This is a genomic window from Oscillospiraceae bacterium MB08-C2-2, assembly GCA_035621215.1.
Classification (GTDB): Bacteria; Bacillota; Clostridia; order Oscillospirales; family Ruminococcaceae; genus WRAV01.
The window spans coordinates 384,946-405,499 of the sequence record CP141729.1; the positions used below are offsets into that span (position 1 = coordinate 384,946).

Below are 20,554 nucleotides of genomic sequence, written 5' to 3' on the forward strand. Positions count from 1 at the left end.
AATTGGAATTTAATGTTTTTGAGTCCATCAAGATCGCCTTGGCTTCACCCGATGCCATTCGTGAGTGGTCCTATGGGGAAGTCAAAAAACCTGAAACCATCAATTACCGCACACTGAAACCCGAGCGTGATGGGCTTTTCTGTGAAAAAATATTCGGGCCACAGAAGGATTGGGAATGCTACTGCGGTCGCTACAAACGTATTCGCTATAAAGGCAAGGTCTGCGAGCGCTGCGGCGTTGAGGTTACCCGCTCCAAGGTTCGTCGTGAGCGTATGGGCCACATAGAGCTGGCTGCTCCGGTTTCTCACATTTGGTATTTTAAGGGAACTTCCTCCCGGATGGGGCTTCTGCTGAATATGTCGCCCCGCCTGCTGGAAAAGGTTCTGTATTTTGCCGCCTATATCGTGACCGATCCCGGGCGCACCAGCCTGAAAAAGAACACCCTTCTCACCGAAAAGGAATACCGGGAGATGAAGGAAGCCTATGAGGATGATTTTGAAGCTGGAATGGGTGCGGAGGCTATCCGTAAGCTGCTGGCTGACATTGACATCCCCGCTCTTTCCGTGGAGCTTAAGGAAGAGCTGCAAACCGCTACCGGCCAGAAAAAGGCCAAGACCCTCAAACGTCTTGAGGTTGTGGAAGCATTCCGTACCAGTGGGAACCGCCCTGAGTGGATGGTGCTGGAGGTTGTTCCGGTTATTCCTCCCGATATCCGCCCCATGGTGCAGCTGGATGGCGGCCGTTTTGCCACCAGTGACCTGAATGATCTTTATCGCCGGGTAATCAACCGCAACAACCGCCTGAAAAAGCTGCTGGAGCTGGGTGCCCCCGATATCATTGTTCGCAACGAGAAGCGTATGCTGCAGGAAGCAGTGGATGCCCTCATCGATAATGGCCGCCGCGGCCGTCCTGTAACCGGCCCCAACAACCGCCCCCTCAAATCCCTTTCGGATATGCTTAAGGGCAAGCAGGGCCGCTTCCGCCAGAACCTGCTGGGCAAGCGTGTTGACTATTCCGGCCGTTCGGTTATCGTGGTTGGTCCTGACCTGAAAATGTATCAGTGCGGTCTGCCTAAAGAAATGGCGATCGAGTTGTTTAAGCCCTTTGTCATGAAGCGCCTTGTGGATAACAAGGATGCCCAGAATGCCAAACAGGCTAGAAAAATGGTGGAGCGGGCTACCTCTAAGGAAGTCTGGGATGCACTTGAGGTAGTTATCAAGGATCACCCTGTGCTGCTCAACCGTGCGCCTACACTTCATAGGCTGGGTATTCAGGCTTTTGAGCCGGTTCTGGTTGAAGGCCGTGCGCTCAAGCTGCACCCGCTGGTTTGTACCGCTTACAACGCCGACTTTGACGGCGACCAGATGGCTGTTCACGTTCCTCTTTCGGCAGAGGCACAGGCAGAGGCCCGCTTCCTGATGCTGGCGGCCAACAACCTGCTCAAGCCCTCTGACGGCCGCCCTGTGGCTGTTCCTACCCAGGATATGGTGCTTGGCTCTTACTACCTGACCATGCTGCGTGAAAACGAGCCTGGGGCCGGTAAGGCCTTCCGGGATGCCAACGAGGCCATTATGGCCTATACCGAGGGCGTGGTGGGCCTGCATGCGCCTATTACAGTTCGCCTGACCTCTCAGCAGGGAACCGCCCGCCGCATTCAAACCACTGTAGGACGTATTCTGTTTAATGAGCCTATTCCGCAGGATTTGGGCTTTGTAGACCGCAGTGACCCGGAGAATCAGATGGAGCTGGAGATTTCCTTCCTTGTCCGTAAAAAGGAGCTTGGAAAGATCATTGACCGCTGCATCGCCAAGCATGGAACCGCCCGTACCGCCGAGGTGCTGGATAAGGTGAAGACCTTGGGCTTTAAATTCTCCACCCGTGGCGCCGTTACTGTTGCGGTTATCGATGCTGTTATTCCTCCTCAGAAGAAGGAATACCTGGCCGAGGCCGAGAAAAAGGTTGAGGAAATTTTCCGCCGCTACAACCGTGGTCTTATTTCGGATGAGGTCCGCTATGAGCGGGTTATCAAAATCTGGAATGACTGTACCGCCAAGGTTAAGGATGCCCTTCAGGAAAGCTTTGGCCCTGAGAATCCCATCTTCATGATGGCGGATTCCGGTGCTCGTGGTAGTATGGATCAGATTCGTCAGCTGGCCGGTATGCGCGGACTGATCGCCAACACCTCCGGTAAGGCTATTGAGATTCCCATTCGAGCCAACTACCGTGAAGGTCTTAACATTCTGGAATATTTCAACTCCTCTCGAGGAGCCCGTAAGGGCCTTGCCGATACAGCTCTGCGTACCGCTGACTCGGGTTACCTGACCCGCCGTCTGGTTGACGTTTCGCAGGAGGTTATTATCCGTGAGCGGGATTGTCACGCCAGCGAAGGTATTGTGGTTGAAGAAATCATAGACAGCGGCCGTGTAATCGAGGAGTTTTCAGAACGTCTGCAAGGCCGTTATCTGCTGGCGGATGCCCTGCATCCCGAAACCGGCGCTTTGCTGGTCTCTAAGGATAAGATGATGGATGAGGCGGATGCCGAAGCCATTATTAAGGCAGGCATCAAAAAGACCAAGATTCGCACCATTTTGAACTGCGAATCCAAGAACGGCGTTTGCTCCAAGTGCTATGGTGCCAACTTGGCCAATGGCCAGCCTGTTGGTATTGGCGAGGCAGTCGGTGTTATCGCGGCTCAGTCCATCGGTGAGCCCGGTACTCAGCTGACCATGCGTACCTTCCATACCGGTGGTATCGCATCTGCCAGCGATATCACACAGGGTCTTCCCAGAGTTGAGGAGCTTTTCGAAGCAAGAAAGCCCAAAAATGCTGCTATCATCAGCCATCTTTCCGGTGTTGTATCCTTTGAAAAGGATGCCAAGGGCAATGACTTTGTTATTGTAACCGACAACGAAACCGGCGATGTTTATGAGAAGCAGGTCGTTTATGGCTCCACCCTCAAAGTTTCTGAGGGCGATCTGGTTGAAAAGGGCGCTTACCTGACCGAGGGTTCGGTTGAGCCTGCCGAGGTTTTGCTTGTCAACGGCGAGCTGGCGATTCAGAACTATCTGATTCAGGAAGTACAGCGTGTTTACCGCACACAGGGCGTTGATATCAACGATAAGCATATCGAGGTTATTGTCCGCCAGATGATGCGTAAAATTAAGATTGATGAGCAGGGCGATACCGAGCTGATCAGCGGTTCTGTGGTTTCCAAGCATGAGTTTGAGGAAGCCAATGCCAAGATCGCAAAGCTCAACCAGCAGGATGGCGGAAGCCGTCAGCCGGCTACCAAAACGCCTATGCTGCTGGGTATCACCAAAGCGTCTTTGGCCACCGAATCCTTTATGTCCGCTGCCGCCTTCCAGGAAACCACTCGTGTTCTGACCGAAGCTGCTATTCTGGGCAAGGTTGATCCGCTGGTGGGTCTGAAAGAAAATGTTATCATCGGTAAGCTGATTCCCGCCGGTACCGGTATTGTTGTTTATGACCGCTACAAGAAGGAACGGGAATTGCAAAACGATTCCCCTTACAATGAGGTGGTTTCGCAGGCCGAGAAAGCTGCCAGCCAGCTTGAAGGTGAATCGCAAATCTCTGCTGAGCTGCATCAGATGGATTCCGATGCCGCAGGGCAGGAAGTCGGATAATTTTGGATTTCTGTGTATGTCTGAGCAGAAAAATGTAAGAATATCATTGACAAAGTCATTCTATGAATGGTAAAATGTCAAATTGGAGTTACTTTTTATGTTTGTCTGGGATATGGCGGCATTTTGCCGCCTGTCCTTTTGACATAAATCAACCATTTATCAAAAAAGGAGGTGCAATATGCCAACGTTTAACCAGCTGGTTCGCAAAGGAAGAGAAGTCAGTGTTTACAATTCTCAGGCTCCTGCTCTGCTCAAGGGATGGAACTCTAAGAAGCGTATTTTTACCGACCATAACTCTCCCCAGAAGCGGGGTGTCTGTACTGCAATCAGAACAGCGACTCCCAAAAAGCCCAACTCTGCTCTGCGTAAAATTGCAAGGGTTCGTCTTTCCAATCAGATTGAGGCAACAGCCTACATTCCTGGAATCGGACACAACCTGCAGGAACACAGTGTTGTGCTGGTTCGTGGCGGTCGTGTAAAGGATCTGCCCGGTTGCCGTTACCACATTGTTCGTGGTACTCTTGACGCTCAAGGCGTCGCAAACCGCAAGCAGTCCCGTTCTAAATACGGCGCCAAACGTCCAAAGGCTGGTGCATCAAAGTAACAAAAACTCTGCTATAATTTGAACTGCCTTTTGAGGCGGCTTTTACATAGCCTCTCAAATGGCGCAACGAGAGTTTTGTCACTTTCGAGTACCGATGAATTCATTATATGAAGGAGGGAAGCGAAGTGCCAAGAAGAGGTAATATTGCAAAGCGTGATGTTTTGCCAGATCCACTGTACAATTCCAAACTGGTAACACGCCTCATCAACAGCATTATGTATGATGGTAAAAAAGGCGTTTCTCAGAAGATTGTTTACGGTGCCTTTGATATTATCCGTGAGAAAACAGGTAAAGAACCTTTGGAGGCTTTTGAAACAGCTCTGGAGAACATTATGCCTGTGTTGGAGGTCAAGGCCCGCCGTGTTGGCGGTGCTACCTACCAGGTTCCTATCGAGGTTCGCGCCGATCGGCGTCAGACCTTGGGCCTGCGTTGGTTGACCAGTTATTCCCGTGCCCGCAGCGAGCGCACCATGCGTGAGCGTCTGGCCGGTGAAATCATGGATGCACTTAACGGGTCCGGCGGGGCATGCAAAAAGCGCGATGATACCCACAAGATGGCTGACGCCAACAGAGCGTTTGCACATTACAGATGGTAGTTTCGTAGTCCTGCAAAGTATTTTGCGCCTTTTTAGGCGCTTGTTTCACACATGCAATTAGGATAGAATTTAAGGAGGACACTATGCCAAGAGAAGTCGCTTTAGAGCTTACTCGTAACATCGGCATAATGGCCCACATTGATGCTGGCAAAACCACTACTACCGAGCGTATTCTTTATTATACCGGTAGGACTCATAAGATTGGTGAGGTTCACGAGGGTGCCGCCACAATGGACTGGATGGAGCAGGAGCAGGAGAGAGGTATTACCATTACCTCCGCTGCTACCACTGCCTTCTGGAAGGGCCACCGTATCAACATCATCGACACCCCGGGACACGTTGACTTTACCGTTGAGGTGGAGCGTTCGCTCCGTGTGTTGGACGGTTCTGTGACTGTTTTTTGCGCCAAGGGCGGCGTAGAACCCCAGTCTGAAACTGTTTGGCGTCAAGCTGACAAATATCGTGTTCCCAGAATGGCCTACATCAATAAGATGGACATTATGGGCGCCAATTTCTTTAATGTGCTGAACATGATGCATGACCGCCTCAAGTGCAATGCGGTCCCCATTCAGCTGCCTATCGGCTCTGAAGCTGATTTTAAAGGCATTATTGACCTTGTCGAGATGCAGGCGTATGTTTATTACGATGAATTGGGCAAGGATATCCGCGTGGAAGAAATTCCCGAGGATCTCAAAGAACTGGCTGATGAATATCATGCTAAGCTGATGGAATCTGTAGCCGAGCAGGATGAAGCATTGCTGGAAAAATACCTGGACGGGCAGGAACTGCAAATCGACGAGATCAAGAAGGCGATTCGTGCAGCCACTCTGGCCAACCATATGGTACCGGTTGTTTGCGGAACATCCTATAAGAACAAGGGTGTTCAGAAGCTTCTGGATGCTGTTGTTGATTATATGCCTGCTCCTACCGATGTTGACCACATCACGGGTGTTAACCCCGATACCGGCGAAACAGAAGAAAGACCTTCTTCTGACAGCGAGCCTTTTGCTGCTCTTGCGTTTAAAATTGCTACCGACCCCTTTATTGGAAAGCTTTGCTTCTTCCGGGTATATTCCGGTTCCATTAAGGCAGGCAGCACTGTTTATAACACTGTTAAGGGCACCACTGAGCGCCTCGGCCGTATCGTACAGATGCACGCCAACCATCGCCAGGATATTGAAGAATGCTATGCAGGTGACATTGCCGCTGCCGTTGGTTTCAAGAATGTAACCACCGGTGAGACCATCTGCGATCAGAAATTCCCCATTATTCTGGAATCCATGGAATTCCCTGAGCCGGTTATCCGTGTGGCTATCGAGCCTAAAACCAAGGCTGGTCAGGAAAAAATGGGTCTTTCCCTTGCTAAGCTGGCTGAAGAAGATCCCACCTTCCGGTTCTATACCGATGAAGAAACCGGCCAGACCATTATTGCCGGTATGGGTGAGCTTCACCTTGAGATTATCGTTGACCGTCTGCTCCGTGAGTTTAAGGTTGAGGCGAATGTAGGCCGTCCTCAGGTTGCCTATAAGGAAACCATCCGCCGCCTTGCCGATGTGGATCAGAAATACGCCCGCCAGTCCGGTGGACGCGGCCAGTATGGTCATGTTAAGATCAAGATTGAGCCCAATGAAAGCGGTAAAGGCTATGAATTCCGCAACGAGACTGTCGGTGGTTCTATTCCTAAGGAATACATCGGGCCCGTTGATCAGGGTATTCAGGGAGCTATGCAGGCCGGTATTCTGGCAGGCTATCAGGTTGTGGACGTTATTGTTCGCCTCTATGATGGTTCCTATCATGAGGTTGACTCCTCTGAAATGGCCTTTAAAATTGCCGGTTCCATGGCTTTTAAGGAAGCTATGCGTAAGGCTGACCCCTGCATCCTGGAGCCTATCATGAAGGTTTCTGTTACCGTTGCAGAGGAATATATGGGCGATGTTATCGGTGATATCAACTCTCGCCGTGGACAGATTCAGGGAATGGAAGCCCGCAACGGTGCTCAGCAGATTGATGCTTTTGTGCCTCTTTCTGAAATGTTTGGTTATGCTACCGACCTGCGCAGCAAAACACAGGGCCGCGGCCAGTATTCCATGGAGCCTTCTCACTATATCGAGGTTCCTAAGTCCATTGCCGAGGGTATCATGACATCCAGAGGGAAAAAGGACTAACTTTTTTCACAAATACTTGCTTTTTATCAGGTAAGTTGCTACAATATTTTTATTAGGCATCAACAAGAAATATTATGAATGATCCTATTTTAAAGGAGGAAAATACGAATGGCAAAGCAGAAGTTTGAACGTAACAAACCCCATGTAAACATCGGCACCATTGGTCACGTTGACCATGGCAAGACCACTCTGACCGCCGCTATCACCAAAACCCTCGGTATGCAGGACGGTAAGAACGCTTATGTTGCCTATGATATGATTGATAAGGCTCCTGAAGAGAGAGAGCGCGGCATTACCATCAACACCTCTCACGTTGAGTATGAGACTGCTAACCGTCACTATGCCCACGTGGACTGCCCTGGACATGCTGACTATGTTAAGAACATGATCACCGGTGCTGCTCAGATGGACGGTGCAATTCTGGTTGTTTCCGCTGCTGACGGCCCTATGCCCCAGACCCGTGAGCATATCGTTCTTTCCCGTCAGGTTGGTGTGCCTTATATCGTTGTTTTCATGAACAAGGCTGATCAGGTTGACGATCCCGAGCTCATCGAGCTGGTTGAGATGGAAATCCGTGACTTGCTCAACGAGTATAACTTCCCCGGCGATGATATTCCCATCGTTGTTGGTTCCGGTCTTGCTGCTCTGGAAGCTGGCGCTGATATCAGTGATCCTGCCTATGCTCCTATCATCAAGCTGATGGAAGCTGTTGACAGCTATATCCCCACCCCTGAGAGAAAGTCCGATCTTCCTTTCCTGATGCCTGTTGAGGACGTCTTCACCATCACTGGCCGTGGCACCGTTGCCACCGGTAGAGTGGAAAGAGGAAAGATCAACACTGGTGATGAAATTGAGCTTGTTGGTTTGGCTGATGAAACCCGCAAGACCACCGTTACCGGTATCGAAATGTTCCGTAAGATTCTTGACTACGCTGAGGCCGGTGATAACATTGGCGCTCTGCTGCGTGGTGTTCAGAGAACTGAAATTCAGAGAGGCCAGGTTCTTTGCAAACCCGGCTCCATTAAACCCCACACCAAATTCCGTGGCCAGGTTTATGTTCTGAAGCAGTCTGAGGGCGGCCGTCATACCCCCTTCTTTGATAACTACAGACCTCAGTTCTATTTCCGTACCACTGACGTTACTGGTATCATCAAGCTGCCTGAGGGCACTGAGATGTGCATGCCTGGCGATAACGTAGAGATGGATGTTTCTCTTATCACTCCTATCGCTATCGAGCCTGGTCTGCGTTTCGCTATCCGTGAGGGTGGCCGTACCGTAGGTTCCGGTGTTGTTATTGAAATCGAAGCATAATTATTGCTTATCTTAATGAAAAACGTCCCCATTTGATGGGGACGTTTTTTTATATGCCGCTGACACCATAACAAAAAGGAACTGCCGATTTTAAACCGGCAGTTCCTTTTTACTAAATCAGGTTTACCACTCAGCGATGGAGCCATCCCTATGCCGCCACACAGGGTTCTTCCACGAATGGGGTGTGGCACTTTCCTCAATTACCAGCTCTTTGTTGACTTCAACACCCAAGCCGGGGAGAGTGGGCAGCTTAACATGGCCATCCACAAACTCGAAGTCCTTTTGATTGCGGATATATTCCAACACACTGCGGCCAACATTGTAATGAATTCCCATGCTTTGCTCCTGAATGACTGCATTGTAGCAGGTAGCATCAACTTGCAGGCAAGAAGCCAAAGCAATGGGGCCAAGAGGGCAGTGAGGCGCCAGCGCAACGTCGTAGGCTTCGGCCATGGATGCAATTTTCTTGACCTCAGTGATACCGCCTGCATGGGAAAGATCAGGCTGAATAATATCCACGCCGCCCATTTGAAGCAGACGCTTGAAATCCCAGCGGGAAAACAGGCGCTCGCCGGTGGCGATGGGGATGTTGCAGGCCCTGGCAATTTCAGGGAAGCATTCCATGTTGTCGCAGAGCACCGGCTCTTCGATAAACATGAGATCAAATTCCTCCAGCTTCTTGGCCAGAAGCTTTGCCATAGGCTTATGTACACGACCATGGAAGTCTACAGCAATACCGAAGTACTTGCCGGTAGCGCTGCGGATGCTGGCTACACGGTTTAAAACAGCATCCACTTTTTCGTAGCTGTCAATAAACTGCAATTCCTCGGTGGCATTCATTTTAATGGCTGTAAAGCCCTGATCCTGCTTTTCTTTTGCGGCACGAGCCACATCGTCAGGACGATCACCGCCGATCCAAGAATAGACCCGCATGCTATTTCTGCAGGGGCCTCCCATTAGATCATATACCGGCGCATTGAAATATTTTCCCTTAATATCCCACAAAGCTTGATCGATACCGGCAATAGCACTCATAACAATAGGGCCGCCCCGGTAGAATCCCGCTCTATAAAGCTTATTCCATATATCCTCGATTTCCAGAGGGGATTGTCCAATCAGTTGATCGGCAACCTCTTCCACACAAGCCTTCACTGTAGCGGCTTTTCCTTCAATCACAGGTTCTCCCCAGCCGCACAGACCGCTGTCGGTTTTGATCTCAACAAAGCACCAGCGTGGGCGTACCAGATAGGTATTGATTTCGGTGATCTTCAACGATGGGCCTCCTTCCAAAAATGTCTCAGGTTTGGTTCTGTCAGTATATGGCTAAAAAGTAGGATAGTATCTCATTTGGCAGACACTATCCCATAAAAGCGGCTATCTAAATTATATTACAATCAGCTTATCCCGAATACGGCCAGCCAGTTCGGTTGCTTCGGCATCGGTCAGGAAATGATCGTTCCCGTTCATTTCAAAAGGTCTTCCCCAGCAATAGCCATCTTTTGTTTTGGGCACGATATGGCAGTGAAGATGGGGGACACCGTCGCCATAAATGGCATAGTTGAGCTTGGCGGGAGCAAACATATCATAAATGACCTTGCTCACCTGAGCCATGTCATTCATAAATCCGGTCTGCTCATCGGCAGTCAGCTGAAAAAGTTCTTCCTTGTGCTCTTTAAAGGTGACCACGCAACGGCCAGGGTAGTTCTGGTTTTTCAGCAGGAACACCTGGGAATATTCCAATTCACAAATTGGAACCATCAAAGCGTTTCTGGCCTCATCTTGATTGCAATACAGACATTTTTCCATGACAGATACCTCGCTTTACAATTTAAACTATTGTATTCCACCGGTTTCCCACTAAAAGAAAATCAGCGGGTTTGATATAAATCCCGCACCGTATCGCCTTCCACAAGAGCGGCTGGCACGATGATTTTTATCCCCTTCATGCTTTCCAAATTAGAATTGAAAAAATAATCCAGAACGATCTGAGCAATCATATCCACATTGCCGTCTGTGGTGGTGAGCTTTTGCTCCCGCCTACGAATATCGCTCATATTATCACTGCCTATTATACTGATATCTTCCGGAATATTCAAGCCTGCCTCATTAATTGCATCAATAACACCCAAGGCCATCATGTCATTAAAAACGTAGATGGATGTGGGCCGTTCGTGCCCCATTCCCAGCAGCGTGTTGGCGATGCTGTAGCCCGATTCATACTCCCAGTCGCCCTCCAGCACATATTCCTCTGGAACGCAAAGGCCATGCTGGAACAAGGCGGCCAAAGCCCCTGCCAGCCGATCCCGGGAGGTTTGATAATCCCGCGGGCCGGTTATAAGGGAAATCTTTGTATGGCCTTTGGCAATTAGGTGGTTGACAGCGTGTGTGCCGGCGGCCACATTATCGTAACAGACCGAAAGCCCTCTAGAGCTGTAACCGGGAATCTGAGCCACCTTGATGCCCAGATTCTCAGCTGCTTCAATATAAAATTTGTCGGTCTTACTGGCAAAAATAATACCGGTAAAGTGATGCTGAGAAAGAATGCTCAAGTAATCATTTTCGTTGTAAAGAGTGGAATAAATGATGTTGGCATCAAACTTTCTGCACTCCTTTTCTACCTGAAAGAAAAGGTCGGAATAGAAAGGCTGTGTAATCTTTTTGCTTACAGAGCCTTCTTCTATAATAAAGAACCCGATCAGATCACCGCAGCTGCTTTCTGAGGGTGGTAAATCCTTGCGATATACCACCTTGGTGCCGGCACCGGCACGCTTTTCCACTAAACCGTCCTTCACAAGAAGGGCAAGTGACTTGCGGGCTGTAGCCCGATCTACACTGAAGCGTACGGATATATCCCTTTCAGGCGGCAGAAAGACGTCAAAGGGGTAAATACCCTCCAGAATTTCTTCCTTCAGTGTTGTATATACAATTTCATACAAATACCTTTTTGCATCTGTCTGCATGTTTTTTACACGTTCCTTTGAATGTGATGGGAATCAAAGAACCTCTTTAATCATCTGGCGGATGACAAGGGGCTCCACAGGGCGGGGATTGTTTTTAACATGCCCCATTGATTCCTGCACGCCGGAAACAATCGCTTCGATGTCGATTTTATCCAACGATACATAGTCGGTCAGCTTGTGAGGGCCATTGACAGAGGCAATCAGCTTTTCTATGTAAACAATGGCGGCCTCGATAGCCTCATCCTCGCTTTTGCCGACCTCATCTGTTCCCAGCGTTTTGGCGATATCCAGCAGATAAGGCTTAGCAAAAGGGGTGTTAGCACGCATAGAGCCGGGGAGCAGAATCGAGCATATTTCGCCGTGGCTGATGTGGTAAAGAGCGCCTACAGGCTGCCCGATGATATGTGCAAGCCCGGTGCCGGCGGAAATGGCACATCCCGCCAAATAGCTGCCCAGCAGCATGTTTTCGTGGGCTTTGGTATCTGTCGAGTCGCTGTAAGCCTTATGCAGGTTATCCACGATGAGGCGCAGTGCCTTTAGGGAATACATTCTGGAAACCTCATTGGCAAAAAGAGAAAAACACGATTCAATGGCATGGGTCAAAGCATCGATGCCGGTGCTGGCGATGAAGCGGGGAGGAAGCCCCATGGTAGCGGCAGGATCAAGAAACACAGCCCCTGCAATCATGGAGTTGTGGTACATAGACTTTTTCCATCCAGTTTTGTTGTTGAGGATAACACTGACCTTGGTTGCCTCTGCACCGGTACCGGCAGTGGTGGGAACGGCGGCCAAGAACAGGGGATCGGTGGTCACCGCTCTGCCATGCATCTGATAATCCTCCGCACTGCCGCCGTTGGTGGCAATAAGCGCTATGGATTTAGCCGCATCCATAACGCTGCCGCCGCCAATGGCAACCACTGCGTCACACCTATGCTGCAAAATCAGCTCCACGCCCTGATCGATAACCTCAATATCCGGCTCGCTTTTCACTTGATCATACAGAACAGTACCGATTGAATCGGCTTCCAGCAGCTGGATAGCCTTCTTTACAAAAGCGGCAGATTGATCAAAAACAACCAGAAACACCTTTTTCTTTTGATGGGAGGCCAGAACCTGAGGAAACTTTTCCAAAGCGCCCTCACCAATGAACAGGGAACGATTAAAAACCATTTCAAGCATAATAAGCAGTCCTTTCTGTTTGCGGTATTTATAAATTAAACAACATGGTGTAAACCTGTTTATATATTATTCCACAATTAAACGCTTAAGTCAAGGGGAGAAATGTGTTGCGCATTCGTATTTTAAAAGAAGAGTAAACTAGTATAAATACACCTGTACGTGTATTGGTATACAGTTTTGACAAAAAAGTATATTAAAATTATATTTTTTGTAAATGTTGTGAAAAACCGTTGACTATGAATTGAAAGTGAAGTATAGTAAACGTGTCAACACGCAAATAAATATACATGTTTATTACAGGTTGATGTAATCGGGGATATATTAGAGGGGAGTGAAAGGCTGGGGGAAAGGGAAGGGTCTGTTGGTTAAGGCAACATTCCAACCGGAATAACCGCTGACCATATGCAAAAGCTTAAAACAACACTTTTAAAATCAGGAGGAAAAAGGATATGAACATTAAAAAATTCTTTTCAGTTTCCATGGCAATTTGTATTCTGCTACTGGCTGTTACTGGGTGCAGCGGTGTAGAATCGGCACCCTCCGAGGCTCCTGCTTCCGCAGCTGCTGCTAACAGCAGTGAAGCCGCTCCGGCCGAGACTCCTGCATCCGATGATCAGATCGTAGTAGGCTTTTCCCAGCCCCATAGCACCAGTGCATGGCGTGTTATCCAGACTGAAAGCATTACCAACGCTTTGAAAGAGGCAGGCTACAAGGTCATTTACACAGACGCACAGAACAACACCCAGAAGCAGGTTTCGGATGTTGAGGACATTCTGGCGCAGAAGCCTGACTATCTGCTGTTGGCTCCCCGTGAAGAGGATGGTCTGGTTCCTGCTTTGGAAGCAGCCCAAAAGGCAGGTGTGCCTGTGATCCTGCTTGACCGTAAGGTAAAGGGTGAGGCGGGCAAAGATTATGTCACCTTTATCGGTTCGGACTATTTTGAGGCAGGCAAGGCTGTTGCACAGTGGATTGTGAACGAGACCGACGGAAAGTGCAACATTGTTGAAATTGCCGGAACCCCCGGCGCAACCTCCACCACCGAGCGTGCCGAAGGCTTCCGCAAGGGTCTGGAAGGCAGCCCCGAAGCGGTTATCCTGGCTTCTCAGGTGGGCGACAACAAGCGTGTTGAGGCCCAAAAGGCGATGGAAAATATGCTGCAGGCTTATTCCGGCCAGATTGATGTGGTTTTTGCACAGTCCGATGAAATGGCCTTTGGTGTTATCCAAGCCATGAAAACACAGGGTGTAAAGCCCAATGAGGATATTATGATCTGCACTGTGGATGGAATCCAGCAGGCTTTGGAATCCATCATCGCAGGCGAGCTGACCATGTCCCTTTATAACAACCCTGCTTTCGGCCCCTATGCCATTGATGTTATTCAGAAGCTGGAAAAAGGCGAGGCAGTTGACCAGTGGATCAAGGTTGATAACCGTATTTTTGATAAGAACAATGCGCAGGAATCGCTGAATTCTATCTACTTAAATAAGTAATTAAAAAGGCGCTGGGGAACAGGGGATTCGGTATAAGGAATAAAAGGCCATTCCTTAATAGGTCGTATGATAAAGAGCGGCTTATGCGCCGGGTTCCCTGATCTTTTAGTTGAATTGTTTATAGTGGCCAAACTTGAAAACAGTGGTTTTGTTTTCAAGTTTATTGACTATATATCTGCAAAGGAGGGGATTCGTCATCGTGAATACATTACTGGAGGTGCGGGGTGTCCACAAGGCTTTTGCCGCTGTGAAAGCCCTTTCCAATGTTTCGTTTAGTGTGCGCCCGGGTGAGGTTCACGCGCTGATGGGCGAAAATGGCGCAGGGAAATCCACCATCATCAAGATTTTCACGGGGGTTTACACCAAGGACAGCGGACAGATTTTCTTTGAAGAGAAAGAGGTTGCTCCCGCAACGGCGCTGGAGGCGCAGCTGATCGGGATCAGCACAATTTATCAGGAGCTGAATCTCAGCCCCTATTTGAGTGTGGCCGAGAATATATTTTTGGGCCGGGAAATCAAAAACAAGTTTGGAGCCATTGATTGGGCAAAAACCAATCAGGAAGCGGACAGAAGGCTTCAGGAAATGGGCATCTTTATTGATGTTAAAAAAACGCTGCTTCAGTACAGCACAGCCATCCAGCAGATGATTTCCATCGTGCGGGCGCTGGTGATTGATGCTAAGCTGATTGTAATGGATGAGCCCACCTCCTCACTGGATTCAAAGGAGGTTCAGATTCTTTTTGATGTAATCAAGCGCCTCAAATCCATGGGCATATCGGTGATCTATGTCAGCCACAGGATGGAAGAAATCTTCACGGTATGCGACCGGGTCACTGTCCTCAAGGACGGCGAATGCATGGGAACCCATGATATTGAAGATTTGAATGTAACCAAGCTGCTCTCTATGATGCTGGGGCGGGACGCCACCTCCATTCTGGAGCGGACAAAGGTGCATGATCTTTCCAAGCAGCAGGGCAAGGTGGTTTGCTCAGTCAAGGATATCCGCAAAGGGAATGTGCTCAGCGGCGTTGATTTTGAGATTCATGAGGGAGAGGTTCTGGGTTTGGCCGGGCTTTTGGGCTCCGGCAGAACCGAGCTTGCCAAGATTATTTTTGGTGAGGATCAGTTTTATACCGGGAAGGTTGCCATCAATGGAGTACCGGTTCACTTTGCTTCCCCCAAGGATGCCATCAAGAATCATCTGGCCTATTGCTCCGAAGACCGCAAAATAGAGGGGATTTTCCCTCATATGGATATCAAGGATAACCTGACGGCTGCTGTGCTGCCTCAGCTGACCAAGGGCGGTGTGATTCAGAGGAAAAAACAGCAGAGCCTCTGCGATGATTATATAAAGCGTTTGGCGGTTAAAACTCCCTCGGCCAAAAATACCATCAGCAAGCTCAGCGGAGGAAACCAGCAGAAGGTGGTTTTGGCCCGTTGGCTTTGTATGAATCCCCGGCTTGTTATATTGGATGAGCCAACCCGGGGAATTGATGTGGGAGCCAAAAGCGAAATTGAAAAGCTCATACAGTCTCTTTCGGATTCCGGAATTGCGGTGCTCTTTATATCCTCCGAAATTGAAGAACTGGTGCGGGGCTGTGACCGGGTGGTTGTTCTGTATGAAGGGCAAAAGGCCTGCGAGCTGATAGGGGATGAGATTTCCTATCAAAACATTGTGGATGAAATCGCAGCGTGCGGCGAAAAGGTAAGAGCCGGTGCCAAATCGATGCAGGGGGTACTTCAATGACAAATGTCGCTCTTTCTAAGGGAATCAGCTTGAACCGAAAGGATCTAGCCCACCTTTTTGCAGAATACGCCGTATGGATTGTGCTGGGCATTGTGTTGCTGGTAAATCTGCTGATTACACCTAATTTTGCACAGGTCAACACCTTGTGGAATCTAATCTCTCAGGCGGCAGGCCTGATTATTGTTTCGGTGGGAATGACAATTGTGGTCTCCTCCGGCGGCATTGATCTTTCCGCCGGCTCTATGATGGCTATTGCAGCGATATCCTTTACACATATGGCATATGCTACCAACAATGTGGGTATTTCTTTATTGTTTTCCTTCGTAGTGTGTGGTATTATTGGTATATTTAACGGATATATGATCAGCAAGTGGAAGGTACAGCCCATTATTTTGACTCTTTGCATGCAGATGATTCTGCGGGGGGCCTCGCTGCTTTCCACCTCAGGCAATGCTTTGCTTCTGGATCGGTTCCCCTCGGCTGAGGTGCTGGGGCTTTACCGTTTTCCCAATGGAATGCCCGGTCAGGTGATTCCCATTGTAATTGTTTTAGGCATTGCGCTGTTCCTTTTGAAGATGACTCGCTTCGGCAAAAATATTGAATATGTGGGTGACAACAGCCGGGGCGCCAGACTGACTGGTATTTCCATCACGGGAACGCTGCTGGCTGTATACATGAGCAGTGCACTGCTTTCCTGCTTGGGCGGGCTGACGGAAATGTTCCGGACAGGCGCCTGTGACCCCACAACAATGGGTCTTACATACGAAACAAACGCCATTGCGGCTGTCGCAATCGGCGGAACCTCCATGAAGGGTGGACGGGCCAAGATTTTCGGTTCTTTTTTGGGTGCCATCATCATGACGCTCATCAACAGCACCGTGAATATGAACAACGTGCCGTTTGCTTACTCCAACGTTGTGAAAACGATTATTATTATCGTGGCCGTTTCGCTCCAGAGCGAACGTAAAGCCTGATTGGGGGGGACATAATGAATACAAAAGCTTTGGATACAAGACTGAATTTCGGCAAGCTCAAGGCTATGGCCGAAAGCAACGGCCCTATTTTGATTCTCACTATTTTGTTTTTACTTTCCTGCATTGCCTTTGGCAGCAGCTTCTTTTCTTTGTTTAACCTCACCAACCTGATCCGTCAGATCAGCATCAGCGCCATTGTGGCGGTTGGCGTTAACTTTGTTATCATCAGCGGCGGCCGTGATCTTTCGGTGGGTTCTGTGTGCGCTGTGGCTTCCATGATTACAGCTTTGCTCAGCCCTTATGGCTTTTTTGTAGCCGTTTTGGCTGGTTTGTCTGCCGGTGTGGCCATTGGTCTGTTTAATGGGCTGGTAATCACCCGCTTGGGCGTGCAGCCCTTTATTGCTACGCTGGGAACCCAGTTGGGTGCAAAGGGTATTGCCCTGCTGATCAACAAGGAGCTTTCGATGCCCATTGCCGAGGAGGCCACTCTCTTTACTTGGGTGGGAAGAGGCTACATCTTGGGAATCCCCATTCCTGCTTATTTAATGCTGTTGGTTATCGGCGGTGCCTACTATGTGGCACGCTATACAAAATTCGGCCGGGCTGTTTATGCCATTGGGGGAAATGAAGAAAGCGCTTCTATGATGGGGCTTTCGGTGAATCGGGTAAAGCTGCTGGTTTATGGGATCAGCGGTTTAACTGCAGCTCTTGCGGCAGTGGTACTGACCTCCCGTTTGGGTGCGGGTCTGCCGGCTGCCGGTGACGGCTGGGATATGACTATTATGGCTACTGTTGTTATTGGCGGAACACTGGTGCGCGGCGGTGTCGGCGATATGAGAGGTGTGCTGGTAGGCGCTCTCATTTGCGGCATTATCACCAACATGATTAACATGCTGGGCAACGTGAATTCTTACTGGCAGAACATCATCAATGGTATTCTGCTGCTGATCGCCGTTGTGATGCAAACCCGCTCTGCCAACAAGGTCGCAGCCAAATAGCGTTTTTTGCAGGCAAAAAGAACATCGTGAAAACCACGATGCTCTTCACATGCCTATCACTCTCCGCCTATGGCGGAAACTGCGATTGATGCACAAAAAGTCTTGTCTTTTATGATCTTTTGTGCCCGAACGTACGCGAAAGGAATGATCTTTTATGGAAAATCAGAGCTTGGAAGCTGTGCTGGAACAAGGAGTGATCGTTATTGTGAGAGGGGTTGCCCCTCGTCACATCCTTGCAACCGTGGAGGCCCTGTATGAAGGGGGAATCCGGGCGATGGAAGTTACCTTCAATCACAAGAACCAGCAGACTGTGGAGGAATCTCTTGAATGTATGCGCCTGATTCGGGAGCATTTTAAGAGTGATCTTTACATGGGAGCCGGCACTGTTCTCACTCCGCAGCAGGTTGAAGCAGCGGCACAGTGCGGTGCGGGATACATCATCTCTCCCAATGTGGATGCAGAGGTTATCCACCGGACAAAGGAACTGGGATGCCATTCTTTCCCCGGTGCTTTGACCCCCACAGAGGCTGTCAGCGGCTATATGGCCGGTGCGGATGCCATCAAGCTGTTTCCGGCAGGCAATATGGGCGCCAGCTATATGAAGGCGATTATGGCACCCCTGAGCCACATTCCTTTTCTTGCGGTAGGCGGCATTTATCCTGAAAACATGAAGGAATTCATGGATATTGGCGTGAAGGGCTTTGGTGTGGGCGGCGGCCTTATCGATCACAAAGCCATTGCAGCAGGCGATTTCAAGGGTATGACCGAGCTGGCCGGGCGCTATATCAGCATTTGGCAGAAAAACCGGTAGGTTTTCTTAAAAAGTGAAGTCAACATAAAAATACATAAAATGGAGCTGTTAACATGAAATATATCATCACCATTGATGGAGGCACCACCAATACCCGTTGCATTTTATGGAACGAAAACCGGGAGGATGTTGCCGTAGAAAAAAGAGCGGTTGGGGTTCGCAACACCGCTGTGGATGGCAACAACAGCAAGCTCAAGGAAGCAGTCAAATCCTGCTTGGATGATCTGCTTGCCAAAAACGGCATTGCTTATGATGATGTTAAGCGTATCATTGCCAGCGGTATGATCACCTCCAATGTGGGTCTGGTGGAGATTCCCCACGTGGTGGCCCCGGCCAGCAAGGAAGATTTGGCCAAAGCCGCAACCTCTGTTCTGCTGGAGGATATTTGCCCTCTGCCCATCTGGTTTATTCCGGGCGTTAAAAACTATGGCGGTGAAATCACCCTCGAAAACTTCGAGGCCATGGATATTATGCGTGGGGAAGAAGTGGAAAGTGTCGCCATCATCGAGAACTATCCCCGTGGCAAGGAATACCTGCTGGTATTGCCCGGCTCTCACACCAAGTTTGTCATGGTGGATAAAGAAGGCCGCATGACCGGCTGCCTGACCACCATCAGCGGTGAGCTGCTTTCCTCCATTACCAACGATACCATCATTGCCGATGCTCTGGGCCGCCAGTATGTTGAAAAGGATACCTATGATAAGGAAAAGCTGCTGCTGGGTTACGATACCGCTCAGCGCTCCGGCATCGGGCGCTCCTGCTTCTCCGGGCGTATTCTCAACCAGTTTACCCTTAAGGAAAAAATCAAGGTGGCCAACTTCATCACAGGCGTTGTGCTGCAAAACGATGTTGTAGCCATTAAGAACTCCACTGCTTTGAACACTACCCCTGAAACCACCGTTATCGTGGGCGGCAAGGAGCCTCTGCGCACTATATTTGTGGATATTCTGGAGCATGACGGTCATTTTGCCAAGGTGGAATGCTTCGAAAATCTTGAAAACAAGCCCCTTTCCGCTATGGGCGCCTATATGATTGCCGATCTGAGCAGCGTGCTTTAATTTTAGCGAATACGTAACCGCAATGGGAGAAGGAGAATGGCCATGAAGGTTCTTATTACAGATTATGAATACCCGCAGGTGGATCAGGAGCGGGAAATTATCACCGGCTTCGGTGCCGAGCTGTTGACCTGCCAGCTGAAAACAGAGGCCGAATTGATCGAGGCGGTGCAGGATGTTGATGCAGTTATCGTGCAGTATGCCAACATCACCCGCCCGGTGATCGAAGCCATGAAAAAGTGCAAGATGGTGATCAAATATGGTATTGGTGTCAACAACATCGATGCCGATGCTGCAACCGAAAAGGGCATCTATGTCTGCAATGTGCCGGATTATGGTGTGGAGGAGGTTTCCAACCACGCCATCGTGCTGATGCTTTCATTGGCCAAGAAGCTGACCCTGCTTAATGATCGGATGCGCAGCGGCAAGTGGGGCTATACCCCTTCTGTTCCCCTTTACAGGTTGAATGGCTCAACCCTTGGTTTGGTGGGGCTGGGGCGCATTCCTTCCCTTGTAGCCAAGAAAATGGCTGGCTTTGGCCTGAACATTGTTGCCTATGATCCCTATGCGCAGGGGGCTGCGGCCAAGGAGCTGGGCGTTACACTGGTGGATTTTGATACCCTTTGCAAAACCAGTGATTTTGTTTCCATCCACTGCCCCCAGACCCCCCAGACAACGCACCTGTTTAACAGTGAAGTGTTTGCAAAGATGAAAAAGACGGCTTATCTGGTCAACACCGCCCGTGGCCCTATCGTTGATGAGGCGGCCTTGATCGAAGCTTTGAAATCCGGTGAAATTGCAGGAGCGGGTCTGGATGTTTTTGAAGAAGAACCTCTTGCCTCCGCAAGCGAGCTGCTGAAGCTGGATAATGTAATCGCAACCCCTCATTGCGCATGGTATAGTGAAGAAGCAATTTCCACCCTTCAGCGCAAGGTGGCGGAAGAGGTTGTGAATGTACTGGGGGGGAACAAACCCTTTAACTGCACCAATCCGGCTGTCTTGGCTCGGTAATGGGAAAGA

16 protein-coding genes are annotated in these 20,554 nt (G+C 49.6%); 12 read left to right on the forward strand and 4 right to left on the reverse strand.

What is annotated here, in order from left to right; all coding sequences use genetic code 11:
- The first annotated feature begins 2 nt into the window (after positions 1–2).
- The 5 genes from rpoC (at position 3) to tuf (ending at position 8,320) form a co-directional block, all read left to right on the forward strand.
- Entirely contained in the window at positions 3–3,644 is a 3,642-nt protein-coding gene (rpoC, locus tag U6B65_01645) for a DNA-directed RNA polymerase subunit beta' (GenBank protein ID WRS27856.1), read from the forward strand.
- A gap of 178 nt (positions 3,645–3,822) precedes the next feature.
- Positions 3,823–4,248: a 30S ribosomal protein S12 gene (gene rpsL, locus U6B65_01650; protein WRS27857.1), complete on the forward strand. Its 426-nt coding sequence runs from the start codon at positions 3,823–3,825 to the stop codon at positions 4,246–4,248.
- Between the two features lie 125 nt (positions 4,249–4,373).
- Positions 4,374–4,844: a 30S ribosomal protein S7 gene (gene rpsG / locus U6B65_01655; GenBank protein ID WRS27858.1), complete on the forward strand. Its 471-nt coding sequence runs from the start codon at positions 4,374–4,376 to the stop codon at positions 4,842–4,844.
- Between the two features lie 83 nt (positions 4,845–4,927).
- Complete coding sequence (gene fusA, locus U6B65_01660) at positions 4,928–7,009, forward strand: elongation factor G (protein WRS27859.1); 2,082 nt, start codon at positions 4,928–4,930, stop codon at positions 7,007–7,009.
- Between the two features lie 108 nt (positions 7,010–7,117).
- Positions 7,118–8,320, forward strand: a complete 1,203-nt coding sequence (tuf, locus tag U6B65_01665) for an elongation factor Tu (protein ID WRS27860.1) — start codon at positions 7,118–7,120, stop codon at positions 8,318–8,320.
- Between the two features lie 123 nt (positions 8,321–8,443).
- Here tuf and dgoD read toward each other — a convergent pair whose 3' ends face one another.
- The 4 genes from dgoD to U6B65_01685 form a co-directional block, all read right to left on the reverse strand.
- On the reverse strand, positions 8,444–9,592 hold the full coding sequence (gene dgoD / locus U6B65_01670) for a galactonate dehydratase (GenBank protein ID WRS27861.1): 1,149 nt from the start codon (positions 9,590–9,592) through the stop codon (positions 8,444–8,446).
- A 111-nt stretch (positions 9,593–9,703) separates the two neighbouring features.
- Positions 9,704–10,126: an HIT family protein gene (locus tag U6B65_01675; protein WRS27862.1), complete on the reverse strand. Its 423-nt coding sequence runs from the start codon at positions 10,124–10,126 to the stop codon at positions 9,704–9,706.
- A 62-nt stretch (positions 10,127–10,188) separates the two neighbouring features.
- Positions 10,189–11,280 carry a GntR family transcriptional regulator gene (locus U6B65_01680; protein ID WRS27863.1) on the reverse strand — a complete coding sequence of 364 codons (1,092 nt, stop codon included), beginning with the start codon at positions 11,278–11,280 and terminating at the stop codon, positions 10,189–10,191.
- Between the two features lie 33 nt (positions 11,281–11,313).
- Positions 11,314–12,459 carry an iron-containing alcohol dehydrogenase gene (locus tag U6B65_01685; protein WRS27864.1) on the reverse strand — a complete coding sequence of 382 codons (1,146 nt, stop codon included), beginning with the start codon at positions 12,457–12,459 and terminating at the stop codon, positions 11,314–11,316.
- 449 nt (positions 12,460–12,908) lie between these two features.
- On the opposite strand from U6B65_01685, the gene U6B65_01690 reads away from it, so the two are divergent.
- From U6B65_01690 to U6B65_01720, 7 genes are all read left to right on the forward strand, one after another.
- Positions 12,909–13,949, forward strand: coding sequence for an ABC transporter substrate-binding protein (locus U6B65_01690; protein WRS27865.1), 1,041 nt, complete (start codon positions 12,909–12,911; stop codon positions 13,947–13,949).
- 199 nt (positions 13,950–14,148) lie between these two features.
- Positions 14,149–15,696 carry a sugar ABC transporter ATP-binding protein gene (locus U6B65_01695; GenBank protein ID WRS27866.1) on the forward strand — a complete coding sequence of 516 codons (1,548 nt, stop codon included), beginning with the start codon at positions 14,149–14,151 and terminating at the stop codon, positions 15,694–15,696.
- Positions 15,693–16,670, forward strand: coding sequence for an ABC transporter permease (locus U6B65_01700; protein WRS27867.1), 978 nt, complete (start codon positions 15,693–15,695; stop codon positions 16,668–16,670). Before U6B65_01695 ends, U6B65_01700 begins: the two co-directional genes overlap by 4 nt.
- Positions 16,671–16,684: 14 nt before the next feature.
- Positions 16,685–17,668, forward strand: a complete 984-nt coding sequence (locus U6B65_01705) for an ABC transporter permease (GenBank protein WRS27868.1) — start codon at positions 16,685–16,687, stop codon at positions 17,666–17,668.
- A 154-nt stretch (positions 17,669–17,822) separates the two neighbouring features.
- Complete coding sequence (locus U6B65_01710) at positions 17,823–18,479, forward strand: bifunctional 4-hydroxy-2-oxoglutarate aldolase/2-dehydro-3-deoxy-phosphogluconate aldolase (GenBank protein ID WRS27869.1); 657 nt, start codon at positions 17,823–17,825, stop codon at positions 18,477–18,479.
- Positions 18,480–18,532: 53 nt separating this feature from the next.
- Positions 18,533–19,537 carry a 2-dehydro-3-deoxygalactonokinase gene (locus U6B65_01715; GenBank protein ID WRS27870.1) on the forward strand — a complete coding sequence of 335 codons (1,005 nt, stop codon included), beginning with the start codon at positions 18,533–18,535 and terminating at the stop codon, positions 19,535–19,537.
- Between the two features lie 42 nt (positions 19,538–19,579).
- Positions 19,580–20,545, forward strand: coding sequence for a C-terminal binding protein (locus U6B65_01720; GenBank protein WRS27871.1), 966 nt, complete (start codon positions 19,580–19,582; stop codon positions 20,543–20,545).
- Positions 20,546–20,554 lie beyond the last annotated feature (9 nt).